This window comes from Sphingobacteriia bacterium, from assembly GCA_017304685.1.
GTDB lineage: Bacteria > Pseudomonadota > Alphaproteobacteria > Rickettsiales > 33-17 > JAFKLR01.
This window is the reverse complement of record JAFKLR010000003.1, coordinates 999,879-1,025,681: the sequence shown is the minus strand read 5'-3', so window position 1 is coordinate 1,025,681 and position 25,803 is coordinate 999,879. Positions and strand designations below refer to the sequence as shown.

Here is a 25,803-nt window from a genome sequence, read left to right as displayed (position 1 = left end):
ATTTTTGCTTAATAAAAAGTGTTTATTTGATAATATTCCTTAAAAAGCCAGGGGTAAGAATAGAGAGTGGATTAACGCTAATTTTTCTATTACTAGTATTGCCTCGAATATTATATGTTACACCAAACACACCCTTACTTTTATTTCCAGTTAATGCGCTTATTACAGGGATTTCACTTACAAGATTATTAAAATATAAGTCAGGAGTTAGGACGCCTTTAAAGTCAGTTTCTGTTGTAATTAAATTATAATTACCTTCTACACTGATAACTAAACTATCAGATTTCCCGTACGCATTATCTAAAAAAATAGTTCTATCAGGTTCATTAAATTCCATTTCGCCTGCAAAGGAACTAAATGATATCCCATTGTCTGCTTTCATATTCATAAGACCACTAATTGAAGTAAGTCTTAGAATAGTGAAAAGTACAGAATTATTAAGAACCATAAAATTTTTAGCTTCAACATTCCCAACGAATTTATTAGATTCTGTTTCGGTGACTTCAATAGTAAAACTACCGTTTCTAATATTTTTTGATAGATCAAAAGCTTTCGTCGCTTCCTCTAAGCTGTTTGTTTTAAGTCTTATAGTATTTTTATCCTGAATTTTTTCCTTTTTAAGAAGTAAATAACTTTTAGAAGTATTATAAGAAAAATTCAAATTATGGCATATATCGCTACAATGAATGTCTACATTAAATCTATTAAACATAATATCATTCGCCATGATACTATTAGCTAAATGTATGTTTAAATTCATATTTTTATCGTATTTCCGCTCTTTACCTTTATAAGATAGAAAATTTTCAATATAAGGTCCTAAATTAGCTTTTTTACCCTTAACATTAATTTCACTTTTATCTAAATTCTTATAGTTTAATGAGAAATCATTATTTATAGATTTGATGTTATTAATTTCTAATAATTCCAGTTTTTGTTTTGCTTTGTTAAAATTTAAGTTAATATTTGCCGTTAAGTCTGAAGCATTTAATGAGGTATTCGCAATTTTAAAATTTTTATCATCAATTAAGAAAGTACCTTTTATTTCAAAAGGTCGATTTATTTCTTTAGTATAATTAAGCTTATTATACTTAATTAAAGCCTCTTTTCCATTTACATAAAATTTACCAGATAAGTTATTATCACTAACTAAATCTATAGATAAGTTAAGCTTTCCATTTAAATCAAATCCATATAGATAAAAATCATCCGCAATAAATTGCTTATATAATTTGATTAAATTATCTTTATTTAAATTAACTCTATATGTAGTATTTAAACCAGCCTCTTTTAAATTTTTATTAGCTTCAATATTAACTGTTAGGTTATCTACCTCTGTTTTTCCACTAAATTTTAAATCATTACCGTTTAATAAAATATCAAAAGAACCATTTTTAACGCTAAATTTTTTATTATTAGTTTCAATAAAATTATTGAGTGTAAGGTTGTCTAATTTGCCTTTATACTTTAAATCCATATTTTCAAATGTGACTTCTTTATGAAGTGGGATATTGAGACTTACTTCTGATTCTAAAGTACCTCCACCCTTACTAATTTTATGTAAAGTATTATATTCTTCTTTCTTTTCATCAATAAATGGGAAAATATAGTTAAAAACGTCTTTTAACGGTCCTGAGCTCTTAGCTTCAATTGCTACAATACTTTCGCTTGTAAAAGGAATATTTACTTTTCCTGTATTAATTTTTGTGCCATTAAATTCACCATGATCAATTAAAAAATCTACTTTAGAACTAGTAAATTTAATTTTCGCATTAGCATTACTTATAGTTGGTAGCTTATTATGAGCCATTATTTCTGCGTGATTTAGAACCAAATCAGCAGATATGTCATTTTCATTTAATTTTGTATTTGGAGTAAACCAATCCTGGTTTATATGAAAACGTGCTTTGGCATTAGTAATATAACCTGTTGGGATTATTTTAATTACACTATCTCTAATTTTCTTAGCTGTAGTCAAAGGCCAATGTTTATATAAATTCTCAATATTATAATTGGTTAATTCTAATTCAACTTTATGATCTGAATCTTTATTAAAGTCATGCTCTGTAGTAGCATTTATTATACTTTTATCATTTAATTTTATTTCTAAATTTTCGATATTAGCTACATGACTTTTAGGTAAATATTTAATAGTTAATTTAGTGCTTTCTACAATATGTTCTGTTGGAAAAAATTTGGGAAAAAAGTAATGGCCTTTCCCATCTTTAACATTAATATTCCATTCCGTGATATTACCTTTTGCATCAGTAAGGATATTAAAACTTGGGGTAAATTCATAATTCCCTTCAAATTCTCCAAGCGTTTGTCTATACTTTTTTGATAATGAGTGATAAATGAAAGATAAAGGAACTTTAGGGAAATCTGCAGCTATTTTTATTGATTTTTTTCTTTCGTAATCAATTTTAAGCGTATTGATAAACTTTTCATCATGTAAATTACTAGAGATTTTACCTATTAATTGCCAATTGTTATCTCCTTTATTAACAGTAAAATCTGCTTTTTTAATAAGAAGATCATCAAAATAAGAAGAGATTAATGTTAAATTGTTAATTTCTAAAAATTTTCTTTCTTCTTCTTGTACTGACTTTAAATAATTTTTTAAACCTGCAAATGAAAATGATTCTTTTGATTTTCTTTTTTCTTTTACAAAATTATCAATAAGTATGCTTCCATCATTAACAACAGTTGAATGTGGTAAGAAGTGACCTAAGAGTAATTCACCAATACAAAGACTACTTTGGATATTTTTAGCTTGAAAAATAATAGTTTCATTTTTTTTAATATTTACTTTCTCAATAACTAAATTTAAAGTTTTAGTTTTTTTATTAAATGATAACTTTATGTGTTCAACATCAGTTTGACTCCCAGGAAAAAAGAAGCGACTTATAATTTTTTCTGTAACTCTTTCAATAAGAATAGACCTATTTTGGTATGCCCAAATACTAGTTATTAGTATAGCTGTGAGTAACCCAATGAGAAAAGTCAGATAAAACTTTTTAATCATATTGAATAAATTAAGTTTATCTTTTTTCTCAATTAAGGGAGCTTTTTGTAAATTCTCAGAGAGATGAGAAGGGTCAATGTTTAAGCCTTTTTCTGCTTTACTATCACTTATTGAACCTTCTACTTCTCCATTTTCAGTCTCATTAACTAAATCTGGGTTATTATATTTTGAATTATTATCATTATCATCATGCATGTTCTTTAATTTCTAATGCTTCACTAAATTCATTCCATTCACGTTTTGACATGCCACTAGTTTCTTGTGTGACTTCTTCGCCTTTAAGCATTTTTCTAACTACATCAAGGCCTGTTCTTGATATATTATAAGAATTAACTGCATACTCATCGAAAGCATTAAAGGTATGTGGTACCCATTTCTGTACGATATCTGCGATTACTTCTGCATATACTCTTATTTCATATTGTGCATGAGAATCAGCGCGTAATCTTATGAAATGCAATAAATTATGTAAATTAGTTTTCCAATACCATTCTGTATAGTAATTTAAGGTTAGATTCATTCTAGCTAATTCTCTAGCTAAACCGTCTCTTGTTTCATCAATAGTATTTCCTTGATCATCCTGATTTAACATTAATTCATAGTTTTTATAACATCTCTCTGAATCTTCAATTAAAAGTTCTCTAAATTTTTGTGCTAGATCAGAAGGAAGTAATTTGTCTCTTCCTTGTCTATTACTTGCTGATTGAGCAGCCATATGATCCATTTCTGGGATATAAAATTCATTATTTAAAATAGAATAACGAGCGGAATATTCATTTACGCTTGCAGTTCTGTGTCTAATCCATTGACGTGCCACGAAAAATGGTAATTTAACATGCAATTTTATATCGCACATCTCAAAAGGAGTAGTATGTTTATGCCTCATTAAATAATTTATAAGGCCTGCATCTTCATTAATTTTTTTAGTACCTTTACCATAAGATACACGAGCTGCCTGTACAATTGCGCTATCATCTCCCATATAATCAATAACCCTCACAAAGCCGTGATCAAGAACTGGGAAAGGAGTATATAAAACATCTTCTAAGCTTTGAACTGTAGCGCGACGAGTTTCAGCGGTATTTGCTCGTAATTCGGCAATTTCTTGATTTTTATCCATGGTGACCATTACTTAAAGTTTATTTAAATAGTTTAGTAGAGAAGTCTAATATTAAAAATGATCATTTGTAAATAGTTAAAAATAACTATTTGATTATAAATATTTATAGGCTTTATTATTCAAGAGTTTTTAATAAAGATTATTTATATATCTCATTTTTATAGACACCCCAAATTTTGTCTTTTTTTATCCAGCCTTTATAATCTTTAGCTTGGATTCGACACGATTCGCCAGTGCATTCTAATAGTTTTGCACGTACAGCGGGTTCAACTATTACAACTGGATAAGTATTATTAGTGGAGTTTTTAAATAAAATTTGGTTGTCGGAAGCTTTAACTACAACAAATCGCTTGCCACTTAACATTGATTCATGCACCCATCCTTCTTCACCGCTAATATCTCTGATTTTTCTCCATTGCTCAAATTCAGCTAAAATTTCTACTGGCTCATTTTTACTAATAAACACCCATTTAACAGGGTAACGAACATTTGGGCCAGTTCTTACATTAGCTTCATTAGATTTAATAGTTACAAATCTTGGTATAGGCAATTTTTCCTTAGCAAAAGTGATCTGAGTGCTTAATAAAAAAATTATTACTGATATTAAGATATGCTTCATTTTTTGTCTTTCTCTAATAAAATTACTTCTTCTTTCGGATCTGCAAGCCCTAAAACCTCTTTAGCTTGTTGTTCAACTAAGTCTAAATCTAATGATTCAGACTTAAGAAGGTTGACTTTATGATCTAAAAGTAATCTTTCTGCTCTAATATCTTCAATTTCCCTTTGTAAATTCTCTACTTCTCCAGTTAGGTCCATTAAAGCTAAGATACCACGTTGGCCTATAATAGTGTGATAGATAAAGTACAATGATAGTACTAAGATAAGAGTGGTTAAAATATTGGTTTTTGTAAATTTTATTAACATTTTTTAAGATTCTAAACTTATTTATTTAAAACATTAACACAAAAAATATCATTTTTCAATAACATGTAATATTTCATAATATCAAAACTTGCAAGTAGGTAAATAATGTTTTATCTTACTGGCAAAACTACTTATATAGTATCGTTATATTTAAAGATAAAAAATGAAATATCCTATTTTAGATAATATAAATTACCCTAAAGATTTAAAAGGTTTAAGTATAGATGAGCTTAAAGCTTTAGCTGAAGAATTACGTCAAAAAACCATTGAGGTAGTGTCGCAAACTGGTGGGCATTTAGGAGCAGGGCTTGGAGTAATTGAACTAACTATAGCATTACACTACGTTTTTGAAACACCTTTTGATAAAGTAATTTGGGATATAGGACATCAAACATATCCTCATAAAATTTTAACTGGCCGTAAAGACAAAATGCTTACCCTTAGGAAGAAGGGTGGTTTATCTGGTTTTACTAGAAGGTTAGAAAGTGAATATGACCATTTTGGAGCAGGACATAGCTCTACTTCGGTATCTGCAGCACTTGGTATGGTCGTTGCTAGAGATTTAAAACAAGAAGATAAACATGTAGTAGCAGTGATTGGTGATGGTGCTATTAGTGCTGGTATGGCTTATGAAGCATTTAATAATGCTGGTTATTCAAAAAATAAGCTTATAGTTATATTAAATAATAATGATATGTCGATTGCGCCACCAACTGGCGCTATGAGTAAATATTTATCTAAAATTAGCTCTTCTAAGCCATATTTAACCTTTAGAAATTTTGCGAAACAGGCTCTAGAATTTTTACCATCTGGAGTAGAAAATTTTGTTAAAAAGACTGAACAATATTTTAGAAATATAAGCACAGTAAATGATATTTTTGATGATTTGGGATTTTATTCAATTGGCCCACTTAATGGGCATGATTTGGAAGATTTAATAACAGTTTTAACTAATATTAAAGAAGATAAAAATGTTTCTTCACCATTTTTGGTGCACATTATAACTGAAAAAGGTAAAGGTTTTACATCATCACAAGGTTCTATAGAAAAATATCATGCAGTTAATATATTTGATTTGGAAACAGGAGAGCAAAAAAAATCCGCAAATTCTAAATTAACATATACTAATATTTTTGCTGAAAGCTTAGTTAAAATAGCAAAAGAGGATGATAAGATTATAGCGATCACCGCAGCTATGCCTTCTGGTACGGGGTTAGATTCATTTGCTAAACATTTTCCAGACAGAATGTTTGATGTTGGAATCGCAGAGCAGCACGCAGTAACGTTTGCAGCAGGTTTAGCTTGCGAAGGATTAAAGCCGTTTTGTACTCTTTATTCTACATTTTTACAAAGAGCTTATGATCAAGTAGTGCATGATGTTGCTTTACAAAATCTACCTGTAAGATTTGCAATTGATAGGGCAGGACTTGTTGGGGCAGATGGACCAACACATGCTGGGAGCTTTGATCTGACTTATTTATGCAGCTTACCAAATTTCGTGGTTATGGCACCAAGTGATGCTTATGAACTTGCATCCGCGGTTAAAACTGCAGCTTATTATAATTTTGGTCCTATAGCGTTTAGATATCCCCGTGGTGAATCAAACTTGCTATCTTTAGATAAAAATGAGGAAATGTTTACAATAGGCAAAGGTAGAATTATTAAGCTAACCGAAAATATGGAAGATAGTATTAAGGTAGGTTTTATTTCACTAGGTACTTTATTAGAAAATGTTATTCAAGCTTCACAAGAATTAGAACAAGAATATGGTGTTATGTGTTCGATTGCTGATGCAAGATTTGCAAAGCCAATTGATAAAGACTTAATTAGAAAACTTGCAAATTCTCATGATGTATTAATAACCCTTGAAGAAGGGGCCATAGGAGGTTTTTCTGCTCAAGTACTAGAATTACTTTCAAATGAGGGTTACTTTGATCAAGGTAAATTAATTTATCGCGCTCTTTATCTTCCGGATAAATTCATTGAACAGGCCACACAAGCCGAAATGTTAATGGAAGCAAAATTGGATAAAGGTGGTATTGTTAGCCAAGTATTAAATATTACTTCTAAAATCTATAAAAGAGAAATGGTATAAAACTTTTTTCTAATATTTGATTTGTATTAATTATCTATTAGTTAAGTTTTATCATTTATTATTGCTTATAATAAGATTTAACTATAAATTGCAGAATGTATTAGCAATTTTAATAATAGTAAGCAGATGAAAAATCAATTAAAGTTTTTATATTTAATATTAGCAATAATAAATTCTAACATTTCTTTAGCTGACAATGTTCTTATTACTGGTGGAAATAAAGGGATTGGTTTGGCTCTAGTAAAAGAGTATTTGGCTAAAGGCCATAAAGTTTATACTACCTACCGGTCAACTAAAAGCTCTAAAGAACTCTTAAGCTTAAAACATGCTTTACTTACAACAATGAACGTAGATCATACTAAGGAAGGTTCAGAGAAAAGGGTATTAAAAGTTATTAAAGATACTCCTATCGATGTAATTATACATAATGATAGCATTTATTCATGGAAAGCAAATAAAACCCCAGACTTGGATACAAAAGAATGGTTAGAATCATTCCATATTAATGCAATTGCACCAATAAAATTAACATTAGCTTTGCAAGATAATTTAAGTAAAAGCCAAGTAAAAAAGGTAGTTGCAATATCAAGTAATAGAGCTAGCAATTCTTTAAATATAATTGACAAATATGAAGGGAGATACGCTTATAGAACTTCAAAAGCCGCTTTAAATTCAGGAATGATTGCTCTGGCTCAAGATTTAAATAAATATAATATAGAAGTTTTAATGCTGCACCCTGGTAAAGTTACTACAGGTATGACAAATTTTGCTGGTGCAAATCCGAGTGAAAGTGCAAAAAATATTATAGCTGTAATTGAAAAGTCCACATTAAAAGATAGTGGTAGATTCATAAATGTTGAAGATGGGAAAGATTTACCATGGTAGTAAAAAGTGTTAATGGATTTTTAAATTAATTTTAGTATGATTATATTATTACTATATTATTAATTTTATAAAAGGATGTTATTATGCCTAAAGTCTGTATCGTATACCACAGTGGATTTGGTCATACTGAATTTGTAGCAAAGGCAGTTGCTAGAGGGGTGGAGCAAACTGGAATTCAAGGTCAATTAATAAAAATTTCTGCCGAAGGCAAAATTCAAGAAAATGAATGGCAAGATTTAGAAAATGCTCAAGGAATAATATTTGGTACTCCAACTTATATGGGTGGTGCCTCAGCGCAATTTAAGATATTTGCAGATAGTTCTTCAAAAGCATGGTTTAACCGTAAATGGGTGGATAAGCTTGCAGGAGGTTTTACAAATTCAGGATCTTTAAGCGGGGATAAGCTTACAACTCTTCAGTATCTTTCGGTATTTGCTTCCCAACACGGTATGCTTTGGATAAGTAATCATTTATTAACTGAAGGAAAAAATGATAATAACTTAAATAGAATGGGTAGTTGGCTTGGAGTTATGGCTCAATCAGATAATGCGCCTGCTTCAGAAACTAATCCTCCGCAAGGTGACATAAGAACAGCTGAAGAATATGGTAAAAGAGTAGCTGAAGCAGTAAAAAGGTGGAATAAATAAAAAGAAATTACAATGTAAGTAATGTAGTATTAATTACTTATTGATACTACATTACTTACATTTTTTATATCATTAACATTAAAAATATCTCTAAAATTATTATCAAGGCTGTAACCTATAACGGCTATCCCTGTACCGACCGCAAGAAATAAATTAGTGGTATGAAATATTGGTTTATGCGATTTTGTGTCGTTATCCTTATTTATATCTTTATAAGTGTCATACCCTATACGCAATGCAGCGTATAAATAAGGAGCTGTACACCAAAAACTATTAAGTAAAAATAAATTATAAGAAATCGCGCAGCAAATTTGTATTCCTATACTATATAATAGTTTTATAGTAAATTCAGATAAAATAATTTTTGAAAGTGAAAAATTTTCATTCTGTTCTTTAGAGTTATTTTGTAACATTAAAGAAGCGCGAATATTTAAAAAAGTCATCAAAAAGGTACTACCTATAGCTTTAAAAAGAATAGGTTTAAGAAAATTTGATTTTAAGAGTTTTATGAACATATGTATTTAACTATATTAACTATATTAATAATTGTTAATATAGTTAATAATCTGTTAATTGTCAAGATGACGTTAATATATGTTACAACTCGAATCTATTATTCATAGGAAAGCCATTAGGAGCCATTCTTCCACCAGTTGCTCTATGTGCAATCCAAGGTGTAAGATCAGCAATTTTATACTCTTTTCCTTTGTTAATCCAAGTTAAACCATCCTTGATATTAAATATTTTTACATCAGAAACAGTGCCTTGTTTGTATTTTTGTAATGTGACACCTTGACCTTTCCGCATTGAAGGAATTTCATGGACAGGGAAAATGAGTAATTTTCTATTTTCTCCAATTACCGCAACATGATCTCCATAAATTGGAAGTGCTCCTAAAGCAAATACTCCATCTTTTCCGGTGTCCATCACTTGTTTACCATTTTTGGTTTGAGCTATAACCGAATCTTCGTCAACTATAAAGCCTTTTGCAGTATTGCCTACTAGCAATAATTTGTTTCCAGTTTGATGTACATTCATATAAACAATATCGTGATCTGATTCCAAATCTATTGATATTCTTATAGGCTCGCCAAAACCTTTACCTCTTTGAATTTTGTCGCAAGGAATAGTGTAAAACCTGCCATTACTTGAGAACATTAATAGTTTATCAGTTGTATGTCCTTTTGCTATATAACTTAATTCATCACCTTCTTTAAATTTTAGATCAGCGATTACCTCATCACCATGACCTTTTACGGCTCTTATCCATCCCATTTTTGAATAGATTATTGTTATAGGTTCTTTTTCAACGAATGCATTAATATCAATTACTTGTGTATTAATTTGCTCATGAATAATTTCAGTGCGTCTTTTTCCTATTTCTGTATTATTCCCAAATCTTTTTTGAAGATCTTTAATTTCATTTTTTAATACTTTAAGAAGAGTATTTGGTTTATTTATAATTTCTTCTAATTCAGTTTTTTCTTTTAATAAATTATCTTGTTCTTTTTTAATTTCAAATTCTTCTAACTTTCTTAAAGACCTTAAACGCATATTTAAAATGGAATCTACTTGAATGTCACTTAGCTTCCACTTTTTCATCATTATAGCTTTCGGCTCATCTTCTTCTCGAATGATTTTTATTACTTCATCTATATTTAAATAGGCTATAAGTAAACCTTCAAGAATATGAAGACGTTGATTAATTAGTCCTAATCTATAATTTGATCTTCGTATTATAACTTCTTTTCTATGTTCAATAAAAGATTCAAGAACTTCCTTTAAATTCATTACCCTAGGAGCTAAATCCTTAGATAATACATTCATATTTAGTGAAATTTTTGTTTCAAGTTCAGTTAATTTAAACAAAGCTTCCATAAGCGTTGCAGGGTCAACTGAACGATTTTTAGGTTCTATAATTATTCTAACAGTTTCAGTAGATTCATCACGAATATTGCTTATAAGAACTAACTTTTTTTCTCTAAATAAATCGGCTAGTTTTTCAATAAGTCTTGATTTTTGTACTTGATAAGGAATTTCAGTGATAACAATTTGATATAAGCCATGTGCTAAAACTTGTTGTTCCCACTTTGCTCTTACTCTAAAATTTCCGCGTCCAGTTTTATATGCTTGTATTATATTTTCAATAGGCTCTACTATAATGCCGCCTGTAGGAAAATCAGGACCCTTAATATCTTTAACTATTTCCTCAATTGTAATTGATGGTTTATCTAATAAAGCCAGTAAAGCATCGCAAATTTCATGAACATTATGTGGAGGAATGCTTGTAGCCATACCCACAGCAATACCTTCAGATCCATTTGCAAGTAAATTAGGAAAATTAGCAGGAAATAATATAGGTTCTTGTTCTAAAGAATCATAAGTTGGTCTGAAATCAACTGTTTCTCTATCAATATCTTGGAGTAACATCATTGCAACTTCAGTTAATTTTGCTTCAGTATAACGCATAGCAGCTGCGTTATCTCCATCAATAGAACCAAAGTTACCTTGTCCATCGACAAGAGGATATCTGACGCTAAAACTTTGGGCAAGCCTTACAAGTGTATCATAAACTGCAACATCTCCGTGGGGATGGTACTTACCTATTACGTCACCAACAACTCTTGCGCATTTTTTATAACCTGATTTCGGATCGAGTTTTAATTGAAGCATTGCATATAATAATCTGCGATGTACAGGTTTTAAGCCATCGCGTACATCAGGAAGCGAACGAGACATTATTGTGGACATTGCATAAGAAAGGTATCTTTCACTTAATGCTTGATTAAAATCTACTGTAACTACTTCACCTGATTTAGACATTCTTTCTATTTATATTTTTATGTTAGTATTACTTACCTTAGTATGTAAACTATATAAAAATCAATACCTTTTTATATATTATTTCTTGTTTTTAGAATAAGGACTAATAGATAAGTGTTTAGTAAATTTAGATTCTCTTCTTTTATCTTCAGTACTCCTAAGGCTGCTACCATCAATTTGTTCATTTAATGATATTCTTTTCATGACTTTAGGTAATATAGTATTTGTTTGATTGTTTTGATTTTTATTTAACGTTTGAGCGTTGTTTATTATACATGTTATTTCATTTTTTGAGTGTGGATAATACTTTGCTACGTATTCTGCTAAAGTCATTTTATTTATTTGATGACCAAAGGTAGGATAAAAACTATACCTTGTAACACTTATTTTAGAAGCAAGAGGTGGGTCAATAATTTCGTTTTTTTCATCAGAAAACCAAATTAATTTTGCGTCAATTACATTTGGATATTCTGACAATAATGTAGCTAAACTTTCTAATGCTTGTATCCTTTTTAACGAATCTTGCGAAGATGAATTAATAGATATTTCTTTAATTAAAATTTCTAATTTTAATACTAAAATAACTTCTTTTATTTTTGCTAAATTATTTTCAAAACAGCTTAAAACGTGTTTTTCTAATTCAGTATAATTTTCGATTTGGTAATCATATAAATTAAAGCCACTATTATTAAATAAGCTGGTCCCAAAGTTTTTTTTAAGCTCTTCTATTGATAACTTAATACCTTGTTTTAACTCAATTTGCTGTGCAATATTAAAGCTCTTAGTTAATATTTTTATAAAATTATTCGTTAAAAACCAATTAGGTTTATAGTCAAATCTTATCATAGCTTTTTTAAGTAACTGCATAGGGTGAGTGCTGTTAGTATTGGCATAAAATTGTAAAGAGTTACCTTGATCTACTTTTACAAAATGAAAATTATTTAGATTATTCACTAGTAAAATATTTTTTGAATGTATGTCATCATCTCCACCAATTAATGAAGCGGCAATTATTTCATAGAACTCATTATATAAAAGGTTGTTATTTTCTTCTTTACCATCTCCTGTTTTTGTTTTTTCAATATATTCCTTAAGCATTATATAAGGATAAAATAATTTTGATCCTATAATTACCTTTTTGGAAAATGTTTTGCTATTAGGTAAATCGTTCTCGAGTAATATTAAATCAGGAGCTTTATTTTTTAATAAATATTTATAAATAGAGTTTCCAATAATTTCACATACAATTTCTCTGTCTGGAGCTTCCTTTACCAGCCAAATTCCATTGAACTCTTTAAAATCGTCTACATAACAAAAAGCTCCTTTGGTATGGCCTTCTGTTTTTTCACTTATAATTTTGTAATGACTTATTTTCTTTTTATTAAAAGGGTTAGAGTTATTAAATTCTTGATTTGTTCTTTCGTTAATATTCTCATCTAATATATTGCTCTTATATTTAAATCTTAAGCAAATATCATTTATTTTTTCCTTTAAAGATTTACCGGCAATTTTCTCTTCAGGAGTAGCAGAATTTTCATTTTTCTGTCTTGAATTGCGCATGATTGTTTCATAAAAATTAAAGTATTAATACTTTAATTATATGGCAAGGTATATAAATAGTAAATAATATTAAAGCTACTAACTTTTAGTAAATAATGCTTATTTATATTCTTCAATATGTTAATGAGAATACTTAATGTCTATTATTTAATATTATTTGCTTTTTGCAGTTGAGTTCATTTAATATTAATGATAAATATACTAAGAGCATAACACTACTTACATGTTTAATTAATATTTATGAATCATAAGTACAAAGGTTAAAAACTTTTATGAGCGACCTAATAAAAGAATTAGAAGACGAAATTAAGCAAGAGAAGATATATAGCTTTATAATCAATAATGCGTCGCGTTTCTTATTGGCGATAGGTGTTTCTCTATTGTTAGTAGCGCTGTTTTTATGGTTCGAAAGTAGAGAACATAGAAAAAATGAGATGCTTGGGGATAAATTTATTAAGGCTATTGATCATATTGAAAGTAATAAAATTGTTGAAGCTAATTTAATTCTAGATGAAATAATTGAAGCTAAACATAAAACACTTTCCGACTTAGCACTATATTATAAGAATAGTCACTTAAATAATTTTACTAATGAAGTAATTGAAAAACTTAAAAATAGTAAATTTCAGTTAATCGCTGAATTATCAAGCATTCATGATGCTAATAGTGATCATACGTATGAAATTTTAAAATTAAAAGATCTGGAAATTAAAGCTTTAAATGACATAGCTTTTAATAGAATAAAAGAAGCTTCAGCTAAATTAAACGAATTAAAGAATAAAGAGATAATTCCAAATTCAATTGTTCACAGAGTAGAAGCGTATAATAAAGTTTTGGAAATTAAAAATTATGAGAATTCAAAAAAGAAATAATATATTATTAATTTTATTAATTTTAGTGCTAAATGCATGTTCTACTTTTTCTGAATTAGATTTTTTTTCAAAGCCCCCTAAAAAATTAGAAGGAAAAAGAGTCAGCCCTTTTGAAGAAGAGGTAGAAAATAGTAAATCGGATATAACATCTCTCCAATTGCCGAGTTATTCAATTGATTATGATAACCTAAAAATTCTTAATATAAACGATTTTTCTGGTAAAGTGACAGCTATTCATAATTTATATGAAAACACTTTTGTCATTGCAGGAAAAAGGATAGCTTTAGTAAATCAAGAAGGAATTTCAGAAATTCCTTTAGAAGGAGTTAGTAAGCTTAAAAATCCTAGAATTTATGTTAATAATAGTATTTATTTGACTAATGCAAACTCCATAAAATCTTATACTCTTAATGGTCATGAGGTATGGTCTTATAATTTTGACTATCCTGCTCGCTCACGCCCGATGGAAATTAATAGGAATGTATGTACTCAATTAATTAATTTCTCTGTTTCATGCATAGATATACAAAGTGGTATGCCAAGTTTTTTAATTGAAGATTCTTCTAATGAAATTATTGCTAAAACAAATTTAAATCTTCTCAATGATGGCGAAATAACCTTTTTTTCAACAAAAGACGGTACTTTAAGGGCGGTTAATATTTTGACCCAACAACCAATGTGGGAATTTACTGCAGCAACAAAATTTGATCCAACGGGTTTAGTTTTTTATAATCTTTCTCTAACCCCTCAAATGTATGGAGATATAATTTACCTTGCAAATTTTTCGTCAGGACTTTTTGCAATAAATAAATATAATGGTAATACTATATGGAAAGTTGCATTAAAAATGATAAACAAATTAGATGTATCAGGAAATATAGCTTTAGTTTCAGATGTAAACAATAATATAAATATTTTAAATGCTCTTACGGGAGAAATTTATTGGAATGTAAATAAAGTATTAGATAAAAAAGAAAAAGTGGTTGGTTTATATTTATCTAATGCAGGTGCAAATATTATCGCTGATAGCGGTAAGGTTTATATAATTGATACTTTAAATGGTAAGCTTAAAACTACCATTAATTTAAAGCACAAAATTAAAGGGGCGCTTAAAGATTATAATAAAATAATTTTAACTGCCAAAAATAAATTAATATTTTTATCCATAAAATAATAACAATGAAAAATTTTAAAGTAGCCTTAGTAGGTAGACCTAATGTAGGTAAATCCACATTATTTAATAGGCTAACAAGTTCAAAACATGCAATAGTCGAAGATACTCCAGGTGTCACCCGAGATTGGAAAGAGGGTCACGCAAGACTTGGTCCTATAGAGTTTACTGTTTATGATACAGCAGGCCTTGAAGAAGCTGCTAAAAATGAGCTTGCGAGCAGAATGACTTTAAAAACAGAACAAGCAATTAGTTTTTGTGATTTGGTATTGTTTATTGTAGATGGTCAAATCGGGTTATTACCTGAAGATAGAACTTTCGCTAAATGGTTACATAAAAAAAACAAGCCAGTAGTATTACTTATTAATAAAGCTGAGAATAAACAAGCTAAAGAAAATGTAAGTGAATTTTTTGCGCTTGGATTTAAGGAATATGCGGTAATCTCGGCGGAACATGGTGAAGGTCTAATGAGTTTATTCGATGTAATAGACCCTTATCTATCGAGAGAAATTACAAAAGAAAATAATGAAAATAACGAAGAAGTAATTAGCATTGCAATTGCGGGAAGGCCAAATGCAGGTAAATCAACTTTAATAAATGCTCTTTTAAAGCAAGAAAGAGTGCTTACTGGTCCTGAACCTGGGATTACACGTGACTCAATTGCTATAGAATGGCAGTATAAAGGGCAAAAAATTAAGCTTGTTGATACTGCAGGGATGAGAAAAAAAAGTAATATTACAAATGAATTAGAAAAACTTGCAGTTAGTGATTCAATACGAGCTATTAATTTTGCGCAAATTGTAATTTTACTTATGGACGTTAATAATGCTCTTGAAGTACAAGATCTACAAATTGCTGAAAAAGTTCTAGAAGAGGGTAGATGTCTTATTTTAGGGTTTAATAAATGTGACAATATAAAAGACCATAATGAAATTCAAAAGTTAGTAGATAAAAGGATAGAGATATTTAATAAATATCTTGATTTTGTACCTTATATAACTCTTTCTGCTCAAAATGAAATAAATATTTATAAGCTTATTGATAAGGCTATTGAGCTACATAAGGAGTGGAACATTACTCTTGATAAGAGAAGGCTTAACCAATGGCTTGATTATATAACAAGCGAACATCCTTTACCTTTAGCTCCTAGCGGAAAAAGAGTTAGGATAAAATATATTAGGCAAATCAAAACGCGTCCTCCAAGTTTCTTATTATTTACAAACCATCCTGAACTTGTAAGTAAACCTTATCAAAAATATATGATGCGGCATTTACGAGAAGATTTTGGACTTAAATCTGTACCTTTAAGATTTAATTTAAGAAAAACTAAAAATCCTTATTCTTCTGAAAAATAAGTTTTATTAGTCCTTAAAAATTAACCTTACTAGTTGCTATTTATTTTTTTAGATAGTAAATATAGGTGGAGTTAATAAATATGAGGAGACGCTAAAATGCTAGATATTAAGTTTATTGTTGAAAATCCTGACAAAGTTAAAGAAAGCATTAAAAATAGAAATGTTACAGCAGATGTAGATAAAGTAATTAATCTTTATCAAAATACAAAAAAACTAAAACTAGAAATAGAAGAAAAAAGAGCAACTTCTAATCAAATTGCTAAAAAATTTCCTACAGCAACCCTTGATGAAAAACAAGCTTTGGTAAAAGAAGGTGAAAACCTTAAAGCTCAAATTAATGCTTTAAATGAAAAATTTATTGAAGTTGAAAATGAGCTTAATCAAGAGCTGCTTACTATTCCTAACTTGCTATCTTCTGATTCTCCTGTAGGTAATACCGATGAAGATAATGTTATAACAAAAAAGGTTGGAACGCCAAGGCAATTTTCATTTAAACCAAAAGACCATTTAGAGTTAGGAAAAGATTTAGATTTAATTGATTTTGAAGGGGGAGCTAAGGTTGCTGGGGCAAAATTCTATTTCCTTAAAAATGAATTAGTGCTATTAGAAATGGCTTTAAGTCAATTTGCTATTAAAAAAGCTATACAAAACGGTTATAAACCACTATTAACCCCTGATTTAGCGAGAAATAAAATTTTACAAGGCTCTGGATTTGCTCCAAGAGGAAATGAATCTAACACCTATCGAATTGAAGATACAGATTTAAGCCTGATTGCAACTGCTGAAATTGCTGTTGGAGGTTTACATTCAGAAGAAATCTTAAAAGAAGATGATCTGCCTTTAAAATATGCAGCTATTAGTCATTGCTTTAGAACTGAAGCTGGAGCAGGTGGTAAAGAAAGTAAAGGGTTATACAGAGTTCATCAATTTACAAAAGTTGAATTATATCAATTTAGAAGGCCTTCTGAAAGCGAGCAAGCTTTAGAAGAAATGTTAGCTTTGGAAGAGGAAATCTATAGCGATTTAGAAATACCTTATCAAGTAGTAAAAGTATGTTCAGGCGATTTAGGAGCGCCTGCTTATAAAAAATATGATATAGAAGCTTGGATGCCTGGAAAAGGTGAAAGTGGAGGGTATGGGGAAGTAACGTCTGCAAGTAACTGTACAGATTTCCAATCTCGTCGTTTAGGTATACGTTTTAAAGATAGTTCTACTGGTAACAATACATTTGTACATACTCTTAATGGTACTGCTATGGCCTTAAGTAGGACTTTAATATCAGTTATGGAAAATCATCAAACTGCTGATGGGGGAATTGAAATCCCAAAAGTTCTAAGGCCATTTATGGGAATGGATAAAATAGAGCCGAAAAAATAGTAGGTTTAAAGTGACTATATTTTCTTTAGTTATACATATTGACGTAAATTGCAGTCATATATTATAGTAATTTCTTAAGAGATTTTAAATTATACATTAATATGATTAAGTTGTTTAAATAATTTATAGAAAATCAAGCGGTTATAAGGGATATCTAAAAAAATATTCACTTATTGTATATAACTAATCACTTGACAAATTTTTATATTAGTTTAGACAAATTGAAAGGTGTTAAATAACTAAACAATTAAAATTTATGCATTTTGATTTAACAGGAAAAAAAGTATTATTAACAGGTGCCACAGGTGGAATTGGCTCAGAGATAGCTACTTATCTCCTTGAACATAACGCAGAAGTTAGCCTCTCTGGTACAAATGAGCAAAAATTAACTGAGTTTCAAAAAACTTTAAAAGGTAAAACTCATGTTTTTGCTTGTAATTTAAGTGATACAAAAGCTTCCGGTGAATTAATTGATAAAGCATATGAAGCAATGGGTGGACTCGATATATTAATTTGTAATGCTGGTGTTACTAAAGATGGCCTTGCAATGCGTATGACTGATGAAGCTTTTGAAGAAGTAGTAAAAGTTAATTTGTTTTCAGCTTTTGCTATGAATCGTGGTGCTATAAAATATATGATGAAATCAAAATGGGGAAGGATTATAAATATATCTTCAGTTGTTGGTGTGTCAGGAAATGCAGGACAAGCTAATTATTCCGCTTCTAAAGCAGGAATGATTGGTATGACTAAATCAATTGCTCAAGAAGCTGCTACTAGAGGAATTACAGTAAATGCTGTAGCTCCTGGTTTTATAGCAACTAGAATGACAGACGTATTAACTCAAGATCAAAAAGATAAAATATCAAAAAATATCCCAGCAGGATTTATGGGCGAACCAAGTGACATAGCTGCTGCGGTGTTATTTTTAGCGAGCAATGAGGCTAGGTATATTACCGGCCAAACCATTCATGTGAATGGTGGCATGCTCATGGTTTAATTTTTCATTTTTAACTTAAGCAAGGAAAATCATTATGGATGAAGTTAGAGAAAAAGTTCTTACAATCGTTTCTGAACATTTAGGTGTAGATAAATCTAAAATCGAAGATAAATCTGCATTTACAGACGATTTAGGAGCTGATAGTCTTGACCAAGTTGAGCTAGTAATGGCTTTAGAAGACGAGTTTAAGATTGAAATTCCAGATGATGCAGCAGAAAAAATTCAAAGAGTTTCTGATGCCATTAATTTCATTCGTGAAAAAGTAAATAGCTAACATTTAAAATAGTAAGTCCAATGAGACGAGTTGTAATTACCGGAATAGGTATGGTATCCCCAATCGCAAGTGGGGCTCAAAATTCATGGGAAGGTATCCTTAGTGGTAAATCTGGCCTAAAAAATATTCAACATTTTGATGTTTCAGATTTACCAGCAAAGGTAGCAGGGGTTATCCCAGCTAAAGATCAACCTAATGGTTTTGATGCCGAAAAATTTGTGCCATTTAAAGACCAAAAGAAAATGGATAAATTTATCATTTATGGAATGGCTGCAGCCCAGGAAGCTATTGAAGATTCTGGATGGATGCCTACAGATGATGAAAGTCTAGATAGAACAGGGGTTTTAATCGGTTCTGGTATTGGAGGATTACCATCAATTGAAGATAATTCAATAATGGTTCATGAAAATGGTCCTAGAAGGCTTAGCCCATTTTTTATTCCTGCAAGTTTAATAAACTTAGTTTCTGGACATGTCTCAATAAAATATGGCTTTAGAGGGCCAAATCATGCGGTAGTTACTGCGTGTGCAACAGGTGCGCATGCAATTGGTGATGCTGCACGTTTAATTGCATTTGATGATGCAGATGTAATGGTCGCAGGTGGTACTGAAGGGGCGGTATGTAGAATCGGTCTTGCCGGATTTGCAGCTGCAAGAGCTTTATCAACTGCTTTCAATGATACTCCTGAAAAAGCAAGTCGCCCATGGGATAAAGATCGTGATGGTTTTGTAATGGGAGAAGGTGCCGGGATAGTAGTATTAGAAGAATATGAACATGCTAAAAAGCGTGGTGCGAAAATTTATGCAGAAGTAGTAGGATATGGTTTAACTGGAGATGGTTATCATATTACTGCACCTCATCCAGAAGGAAGAGGTGGCTTTAGAGCTATGCAAGGTGCTTTAAGAAGTGCTAAAATTACTCCTGAAAAAATTGACTATATTAATGCCCACGGTACTTCTACACCTCTAGGTGATGAAATTGAATTAGGAGGAGTTAAAAGATTATTTGGCGATCATGCCTATAAACTTTCTATGTCTTCAACTAAATCAGCGATTGGTCATTTATTAGGAGCGGCAGGAGCAGTTGAGGCTATTTTTTCAGCGTTAGCAATTAGAGATCAAATTGCACCCCCAACCTTAAATCTTGATAACCCTTCGGAAGGCTGTGATATTGATTTAGTGCCTTATAAAGCTAAAGAAAGAAAAATTGAATATGCACTTTCAAATTCATTCGGATTTGGTGGGACAAACGCAGCTTTAGTGTTAAAAAAGATATAATCATTAAATTATTTCAAAATACCGGATTGTTTTATATACATAATCCGGTATTTTTTTTAACTCTCTCTTTTATTATTCTTCTATAAATTTTGACTATTAGTTATTATCAATTTTCTTTTGTATTGTATTAGAAGTTTTTAATAAATCTTTTTTATCGCTTTTATATAAATTTTCTTCTGAATTAGAAGAAAATAAAGTGTCTTCTAATTTCATAATAAATGAGATAAAAGAGTTGAATAAAGTGTTAACAGCAGGAGTTTCTGGTTCTGATGGTTCTAATGGTGCTGTAATGTCAAACGTTGTTCCAGGTGTGACACTTGAATAGACAACCGTATTGGATCTATTAGTTAATGTAACACTTCCTCCATAATTACTTGCAACATCATCAAGTAATATTCTTTTATTTGTACCTGTAGTAGCAAAAGAAGAATTTCCACTAACATTTAAGGATCCAGAATCACTAATATTACCTATTGTTGATACAATTAGGTCACCGTTTACTGTAGAAGATCCTAAGTCTAAATCACTAGTAACATTAGTTAAAGTAGCATTTCCGTCATTAGTATTTAAACTAACAGATCCTGTATAGCTACTAGCATTATCTAAAGTAATATCGGTACCAATTCCTGTAGTAGTAAAACTACTAGTTCCTATAACATTTATATTACCTGAATCCGTAATATTTCCTACGGTAGATATGGTTAAATCTCCATTAACTGTAGAATTTCCTAAATCTAGATTGGTAGTTAAATTTATAATTGATGCATTTCCATCTGATGTATTTAAACTAACAGCCCCATTATAAGAACTTACTTGATCTAGAGTAATATTTTTATTAGCTCCAGTAGTCGTAAATGAAGCATTTCCAGTGGTTGTTATAACTGCGCTATCATTAATATCATCATCACTGTTAATAGTTAAATCATTTACTGAAATAATTTCAGTGTTATTAAATAAGCCTGAAGTAATAAATAAATCACCGCCATTAGTATTGATACCGGTTAATCCACCAAGTGTGGCTCCCCCAATAGTTAAATCAGTTGAGCCATTATTAATATAAACATTTCCACCTTGAGTACTTGCTTCAAGATTAGAAATATTTGTTGAAATATGACTTCCGGAAGTACCAACTGAACCAATAATATTAGTGGCATTAGAAATATCAAAAGCTGCAGAAGTTGCGGTAATTGTAGGTGTGCCTGCGCTTTTCAAAATATTACTACCGTTAGTTGGCCCATCATTTTGAACTAAAACATGTGCAGCATTAAGGGAGCTTAAAGTTATATCACCGCTAGTAGTATTAGTTTTACCTGCACCATCTTTTAAGGTAATAGAGATATTACCTGCTCCTGCATCAAGAGTAGTTGCTGTAGCCATAGTAATAGTAGCAGCACCTGCATCACGTTGAGCATCAATGACGCCATCAGCTGTAGTTTCATTACCAATAATAGTAATATTTCCATTATCACTAGTAACATTTGCATTAATTAGAACACTTCTACCTGCTTGTAGGGTTAAATTACCACCATTCCCACCACCATTATTAGCGGTAAGAGGACTATTAATTGTAATATCATTATTCGCTTGTAATGTTACTGCAGTGCCAGCATTCAATATATTAGTTAAAAAGGAAGGATGAATGTTAAAATTTCCTACTCTTCCTCTATTAAAAGTAAGGAAGGTAGGGTCTTTAAACCCAATATAAACTTTACCAGTACCATCATTTGGGAACCGAGCTAAAAAACTACTTACAGTATTATTATCCAAACTTCCTAAGCTGCTTCCTGCACTTGCGCTTGTACCAATAATGCTATTCAATGAAGAAACAGCTCCTGTGCTACCACTACTTCCATCTGCCCAAGTTACTGCTCCGGCATCAGCTATAGCGCCATTATTCCATAATGGACTATTAATCAAATAATTATTATTAGCTAAAGCTACTATACCATTACTTCCAACTTGATCATTTGCGGTTGAACCATAAATACTATTAGCTGTAGAAATTGCGCCAGTAAGTCTTGTTCCAGCTGTTGCGCCATCTCCCCAGATAACTGCTCCAGCTTCAGATGTGGCGCCATTATCCCAATTTGGAGCTATTACAACATAATTTCCATTATTTAATGCTACGACACTACTATTTGATAAATCATTATGCGTAGTACCATATAAACTATTAGTGGTATCAACGCTTCCTGTAATTGCTGCGCTACCATTAGCCCATGTTACAGCACCAAATGAGTTTACCCCACCATTCCGCCAAGTTCTACTTAATATTACATAATTTCCATTTGTTAAAGGAGTTATGGATTGACCAAGTTGGTCGCCATTCGTACTACCTAGTAAACTATTTAATGCGGTTATATTCCCAAATATACCAGTAGTACCATCTCCCCAAGTAACTGCGCCTCTATTAGAAATGCCAGAACCGGCATCCCATATGCTACTTGCTACTATATAATTACCGTTAGTAAGAGCATAAACACCATCAACACCTACTTGGTCATAATTTACTTGTCCTACTAAACTGTTAGTATTATCAATTGCTTCTCCAGTGTTTCCATTAACTGTACGTCCATTACTACCATTAATCCATGTAGCTGCTCCTAAACTAATTCCACCACCACTCCAGTCAGCACTTCTTACCACATAGTTGCCATTAGTTAGTGCAGTTATACCAGTTTGACCTACTCTATCATTAGAGGTTGTTCCATATAAACTATTAGTTGTAGAAACTGCTCCAGTAAGCCTAGCACCTGCGGTAGCCCCATCTCCCCACGTTACGGCTCCAACGTCAGCAGTTCCACCATTATCCCAAAACGAGCTTACGACTACATAATGACCATTTGTTAAGGCTGTGATTCCATTGCCACCTATCCTGTCACTTGCAGTTGTTCCATATAAACTATTAAGTGTAGAAACAGCTCCGGTTGTACCAGTGGCACCATTACCCCAGGTTACTGCTCCAGCTAAAGATGTACCACCATTCGCCCAGAATGGGCTGGCTACAACATAATTACCATTAGTTAAAGCATATGTTTTATAACCGACAGAATCACCAGTGGTGCTACCATATAAGCTATTAAGAGTAGAAACAGCCCCGGTTATACCGGTACCACCATTACCCCAGGTAGCTGCCCCAGCAAAAGCTACACCTCCACCATTATTCCAATTTTGAGAACCAACAACATAATGTCCGTTCGTTAAGGCTGTAACTCCACTAAAGCCTATTCTATCACTTGCAGTTGTTCCATATAAACTATTTGCAGTTGAGACTAAACCTATTCTCCCTGTAGTTCCATCTGCCCAAGTTACTGCTCCAGCATCAGATGTGGCACCATTATCCCAATTTGGACTTACAACTACATAATTACCGTTAGTTAAAGCTACAACTCCTGTTTCAATCCCAGCATTTCCAATTTGATCGTTTGTAGTGCTTCCCATAAGGCTATTTGCAGCACTTACAGAACCAGTCCTACCAAGTGTGCCATCTATCCAAGTTACTGCTCCAACGCTTGTATTAATTCCGTCACCTACAGTTGAGCTTTGAGTTACAAAGTTATTATTACCGGTAAGAGTGTATAAGTTACTGCCAACAGCATCCCCAGCTCTTGCACCTGTAAAAGTACTTATTAATGACCCAGTTGTTCCGTGGAATAAATGAACAGCTCCAGCATTAGAAGCTGTTGCATCATCATTTGGTACTCCGACCACAACATTCCCATTCCCTAATATTTTAACATTCGTACCGAATGCGTTACCGCCACTCGGTGAAGGATCAATTAATTCGTAATAAGGAAATCCTCCTCCTGTATTACTTATAGTTATATTTTTAGGATCTAGAATTACTTCACCTTTTTCACCGTTAGGAGCACTTGCTGTAACTTCACCGCCATAATAAAATTTATTTTTAGATGAAACCTCAACTTTTCCACCGTTGCCACCATTTATTCCAGCATTTGCGTTTATTGTACCTGTAAATTCAGTTTTTTCATCTGACCAAACGACTATGTTACCTCCACTACCATTTTCAGTAGCTTTTGCAGAAATATTAGTTGAATTATTAACTATGGTTTCTTTGGCCTGACTAATAGCGCCATGACCCTTAAAATCACCACCTATTTTTATGTCGCCACCTTTATTCTTTCCTTCAGCTTTAATATCTGCGCCGAATAATTTTAAGGCTTCAGCGGTTACTGCTATTGTACCACCTTCTTTTTCACCGCTTGCATCAATTTCTCCGGAAGTAAAATAGTGGCTATTCTCATTTCCTTTGATTTTAACTTTACCACCCTTATTTTTACCTCTTGCTCTAATTTGCCCATAAGAAGATTCAATATATTTATATTCATAATCAATATCGATTTTACCGCCATCATCTTCTGTACCGTCAGCACTTATATTACCTTGTTGGATTATAGTATTGGCATTAACCTTAATGTCACCACCTTTAGTGCCATTTGTATTAATTTCACCAGAGTTAAATAATCGATTGCTAGTAATTTCAATATGTCCTTCGTTTGCTTCTATTGTACCTTCATTTTTAAAATTACCATCTTCACTATCAATATAAATTTTACCGTTTTTTTTCATAACTCTGTTAGCTTGGATGGTACCTGAGTTTTTAATAGCGGCATCGAATAATTCACCTTTAGTGCTTGCACGCATGATGATTTTACCGCCGTCAACAACGATGACTTTCTTATTTTCAATTAAACCATTTAAAATAGGCTCATCAACAACAACATTGATTAAACCTTTACCATCAAAATCAAGTTTTATTTTACTGCCTGAAGCAAGAGCAACGCCCATTTTAGCGACAATGAATCCTTCGTTGATAACCTCTTTACCAAGTAATGCTACTATTTCTTTAGCATTAATCGAGCCATAGTTTATTATCTTACCATCCTTGCCTTTAAAGGAATCTTTTTCTAACATGTCTAATGTTGAAGCAACTATACTACCGACATTGACAGAAGCATTTTCACCGAAGATAACGCCATTAGGGTTAATAAGATAAACTTTACCATTAGCTTCGAGGTTACCGAATATTTTACTCATATCTGAGCCAATGACTTTATTAATAGCGATAGCGTCAGTAGAGGGTTGATGGAAGGTAACAGTTGCGGATTCACCGATGTTAAAAGAGTTCCAGTTAGTAGTAAGGGAAGGAGTGTTTTGATTAATATCTAGTCTATTATCTGAGTAGTTAAGGGTAGCGTTACCTTGAACAATATCAGCGCCAGTAGGTAAGGCATTAGGTAAAGGAGCAGGAATTTCATCCGCTACCACATTACTGCAAAACGAAAACCATAAACTCGTTGTAAAAAGTATTTTTTTATATATCACTACTATATTTCAAAAAAGTTAAAATATTAATATATTAATTATTAAATATTTTTAT

General features: G+C 31.3%; 18 protein-coding genes. 10 read left to right on the top strand and 8 right to left on the bottom strand.

Translation table 11 applies throughout. The features are described 5' to 3' along the window. Positions 1-22: 22 nt before the first annotated feature. The 4 genes from J0H68_04780 to J0H68_04765 form a co-directional block, all read right to left on the bottom strand. Complete coding sequence (locus J0H68_04780) at positions 23-3,220, bottom strand: hypothetical protein (GenBank protein ID MBN8828001.1); 3,198 nt, start codon at positions 3,218-3,220, stop codon at positions 23-25. Continuing rightward, entirely contained in the window at positions 3,213-4,145 is a 933-nt protein-coding gene (locus J0H68_04775) for an FAD-dependent thymidylate synthase (protein MBN8828000.1), read from the bottom strand. The genes J0H68_04780 and J0H68_04775 overlap by 8 nt, the downstream gene beginning before the upstream one ends. 139 nt (positions 4,146-4,284) lie before the next feature. Continuing rightward, positions 4,285-4,764: an SH3 domain-containing protein gene (locus J0H68_04770; protein ID MBN8827999.1), complete on the bottom strand. Its 480-nt coding sequence runs from the start codon at positions 4,762-4,764 to the stop codon at positions 4,285-4,287. Next, positions 4,761-5,012, bottom strand: coding sequence for a septum formation initiator family protein (locus tag J0H68_04765; GenBank protein MBN8827998.1), 252 nt, complete (start codon positions 5,010-5,012; stop codon positions 4,761-4,763). Before J0H68_04765 ends, J0H68_04770 begins: the two co-directional genes overlap by 4 nt. 220 nt (positions 5,013-5,232) lie before the next feature. On the opposite strand from J0H68_04765, the gene J0H68_04760 reads away from it, so the two are divergent. The 3 genes from J0H68_04760 to J0H68_04750 all read left to right on the top strand — a co-directional run bounded on the left by J0H68_04760 (position 5,233) and on the right by J0H68_04750 (position 8,696). Next, complete coding sequence (locus J0H68_04760) at positions 5,233-7,164, top strand: 1-deoxy-D-xylulose-5-phosphate synthase (GenBank protein MBN8827997.1); 1,932 nt, start codon at positions 5,233-5,235, stop codon at positions 7,162-7,164. A 126-nt stretch (positions 7,165-7,290) separates the two neighbouring features. After that, a complete protein-coding gene (locus J0H68_04755; GenBank protein MBN8827996.1) occupies positions 7,291-8,049 on the top strand; it encodes an SDR family NAD(P)-dependent oxidoreductase in 759 nt (252 codons plus the stop codon). An 83-nt stretch (positions 8,050-8,132) separates the two neighbouring features. Beyond that, a complete protein-coding gene (locus J0H68_04750) occupies positions 8,133-8,696 on the top strand; it encodes a flavodoxin family protein (GenBank protein MBN8827995.1) in 564 nt (187 codons plus the stop codon). A gap of 29 nt (positions 8,697-8,725) precedes the next feature. On the opposite strand, the gene J0H68_04745 is transcribed toward J0H68_04750, so the two are convergent. From J0H68_04745 to J0H68_04735, 3 genes are all read right to left on the bottom strand, one after another. Further along, positions 8,726-9,211 (bottom strand): hypothetical protein, encoded by a 486-nt coding sequence (locus tag J0H68_04745; GenBank protein MBN8827994.1) that lies wholly within the window; start codon positions 9,209-9,211, stop codon positions 8,726-8,728. An 82-nt stretch (positions 9,212-9,293) separates the two neighbouring features. Beyond that, on the bottom strand, positions 9,294-11,519 hold the full coding sequence (gene parC, locus J0H68_04740) for a DNA topoisomerase IV subunit A (GenBank protein ID MBN8827993.1): 2,226 nt from the start codon (positions 11,517-11,519) through the stop codon (positions 9,294-9,296). Between the two features lie 78 nt (positions 11,520-11,597). Further along, the gene (locus J0H68_04735; protein MBN8827992.1) at positions 11,598-13,079 is read right to left on the bottom strand and encodes a hypothetical protein; all 1,482 of its coding nucleotides are present in this window, start codon (positions 13,077-13,079) and stop codon (positions 11,598-11,600) included. A 272-nt stretch (positions 13,080-13,351) separates the two neighbouring features. Here J0H68_04735 and J0H68_04730 point away from each other — a divergent pair, with 272 nt between their 5' ends. The 7 genes from J0H68_04730 (at position 13,352) to fabF (ending at position 20,402) form a co-directional block, all read left to right on the top strand. Continuing rightward, positions 13,352-13,951: a hypothetical protein gene (locus J0H68_04730; protein ID MBN8827991.1), complete on the top strand. Its 600-nt coding sequence runs from the start codon at positions 13,352-13,354 to the stop codon at positions 13,949-13,951. Continuing rightward, positions 13,929-15,125 (top strand): PQQ-binding-like beta-propeller repeat protein, encoded by a 1,197-nt coding sequence (locus tag J0H68_04725; protein MBN8827990.1) that lies wholly within the window; start codon positions 13,929-13,931, stop codon positions 15,123-15,125. Before J0H68_04730 ends, J0H68_04725 begins: the two co-directional genes overlap by 23 nt. Before the next feature lie 5 nt (positions 15,126-15,130). Beyond that, positions 15,131-16,477, top strand: a complete 1,347-nt coding sequence (gene der, locus J0H68_04720; protein ID MBN8827989.1) for a ribosome biogenesis GTPase Der — start codon at positions 15,131-15,133, stop codon at positions 16,475-16,477. Between the two features lie 96 nt (positions 16,478-16,573). Next, positions 16,574-17,854 (top strand): serine--tRNA ligase, encoded by a 1,281-nt coding sequence (gene serS, locus J0H68_04715; GenBank protein ID MBN8827988.1) that lies wholly within the window; start codon positions 16,574-16,576, stop codon positions 17,852-17,854. 256 nt (positions 17,855-18,110) lie between these two features. Continuing rightward, the gene (gene fabG, locus J0H68_04710) at positions 18,111-18,851 is read left to right on the top strand and encodes a 3-oxoacyl-[acyl-carrier-protein] reductase (protein ID MBN8827987.1); all 741 of its coding nucleotides are present in this window, start codon (positions 18,111-18,113) and stop codon (positions 18,849-18,851) included. Positions 18,852-18,885: 34 nt separating this feature from the next. Beyond that, positions 18,886-19,125 carry an acyl carrier protein gene (locus tag J0H68_04705; GenBank protein ID MBN8827986.1) on the top strand — a complete coding sequence of 80 codons (240 nt, stop codon included), beginning with the start codon at positions 18,886-18,888 and terminating at the stop codon, positions 19,123-19,125. Positions 19,126-19,145: 20 nt separating this feature from the next. After that, positions 19,146-20,402: a beta-ketoacyl-ACP synthase II gene (gene fabF, locus J0H68_04700; GenBank protein ID MBN8827985.1), complete on the top strand. Its 1,257-nt coding sequence runs from the start codon at positions 19,146-19,148 to the stop codon at positions 20,400-20,402. A 96-nt stretch (positions 20,403-20,498) separates the two neighbouring features. Here fabF and J0H68_04695 read toward each other — a convergent pair whose 3' ends face one another. Continuing rightward, positions 20,499-25,691, bottom strand: a complete 5,193-nt coding sequence (locus tag J0H68_04695) for a filamentous hemagglutinin N-terminal domain-containing protein (protein ID MBN8827984.1) — start codon at positions 25,689-25,691, stop codon at positions 20,499-20,501. Between the last annotated feature and the right edge of the window lie 112 nt (positions 25,692-25,803).

Excerpts from the sequence above, each read along its gene's own strand:
- der (MBN8827989.1), top strand. The coding sequence starts at position 15,131 with ATGAAAAATTTTAAAGTAGCCTTAGTAGGTAGACCTAATGTAGGTAAA.
- serS (MBN8827988.1), top strand. The coding sequence starts at position 16,574 with ATGCTAGATATTAAGTTTATTGTTGAAAATCCTGACAAAGTTAAAGAA.
- J0H68_04755 (MBN8827996.1), top strand. The coding sequence starts at position 7,291 with ATGAAAAATCAATTAAAGTTTTTATATTTAATATTAGCAATAATAAAT.
- J0H68_04730 (MBN8827991.1), top strand. The coding sequence starts at position 13,352 with ATGAGCGACCTAATAAAAGAATTAGAAGACGAAATTAAGCAAGAGAAG.
- J0H68_04760 (MBN8827997.1), top strand. The coding sequence starts at position 5,233 with ATGAAATATCCTATTTTAGATAATATAAATTACCCTAAAGATTTAAAA.
- J0H68_04770 (MBN8827999.1), bottom strand. The coding sequence starts at position 4,764 with ATGAAGCATATCTTAATATCAGTAATAATTTTTTTATTAAGCACTCAG.
- parC (MBN8827993.1), bottom strand. The coding sequence starts at position 11,519 with ATGTCTAAATCAGGTGAAGTAGTTACAGTAGATTTTAATCAAGCATTA.
- J0H68_04780 (MBN8828001.1), bottom strand. The coding sequence starts at position 3,220 with ATGCATGATGATAATGATAATAATTCAAAATATAATAACCCAGATTTA.
- J0H68_04775 (MBN8828000.1), bottom strand. The coding sequence starts at position 4,145 with ATGGATAAAAATCAAGAAATTGCCGAATTACGAGCAAATACCGCTGAA.
- J0H68_04735 (MBN8827992.1), bottom strand. The coding sequence starts at position 13,079 with ATGCGCAATTCAAGACAGAAAAATGAAAATTCTGCTACTCCTGAAGAG.
- J0H68_04725 (MBN8827990.1), top strand. The coding sequence starts at position 13,929 with ATGAGAATTCAAAAAAGAAATAATATATTATTAATTTTATTAATTTTA.
- J0H68_04705 (MBN8827986.1), top strand. The coding sequence starts at position 18,886 with ATGGATGAAGTTAGAGAAAAAGTTCTTACAATCGTTTCTGAACATTTA.
- J0H68_04745 (MBN8827994.1), bottom strand. The coding sequence starts at position 9,211 with ATGTTCATAAAACTCTTAAAATCAAATTTTCTTAAACCTATTCTTTTT.
- J0H68_04750 (MBN8827995.1), top strand. The coding sequence starts at position 8,133 with ATGCCTAAAGTCTGTATCGTATACCACAGTGGATTTGGTCATACTGAA.
- fabF (MBN8827985.1), top strand. The coding sequence starts at position 19,146 with ATGAGACGAGTTGTAATTACCGGAATAGGTATGGTATCCCCAATCGCA.
- fabG (MBN8827987.1), top strand. The coding sequence starts at position 18,111 with ATGCATTTTGATTTAACAGGAAAAAAAGTATTATTAACAGGTGCCACA.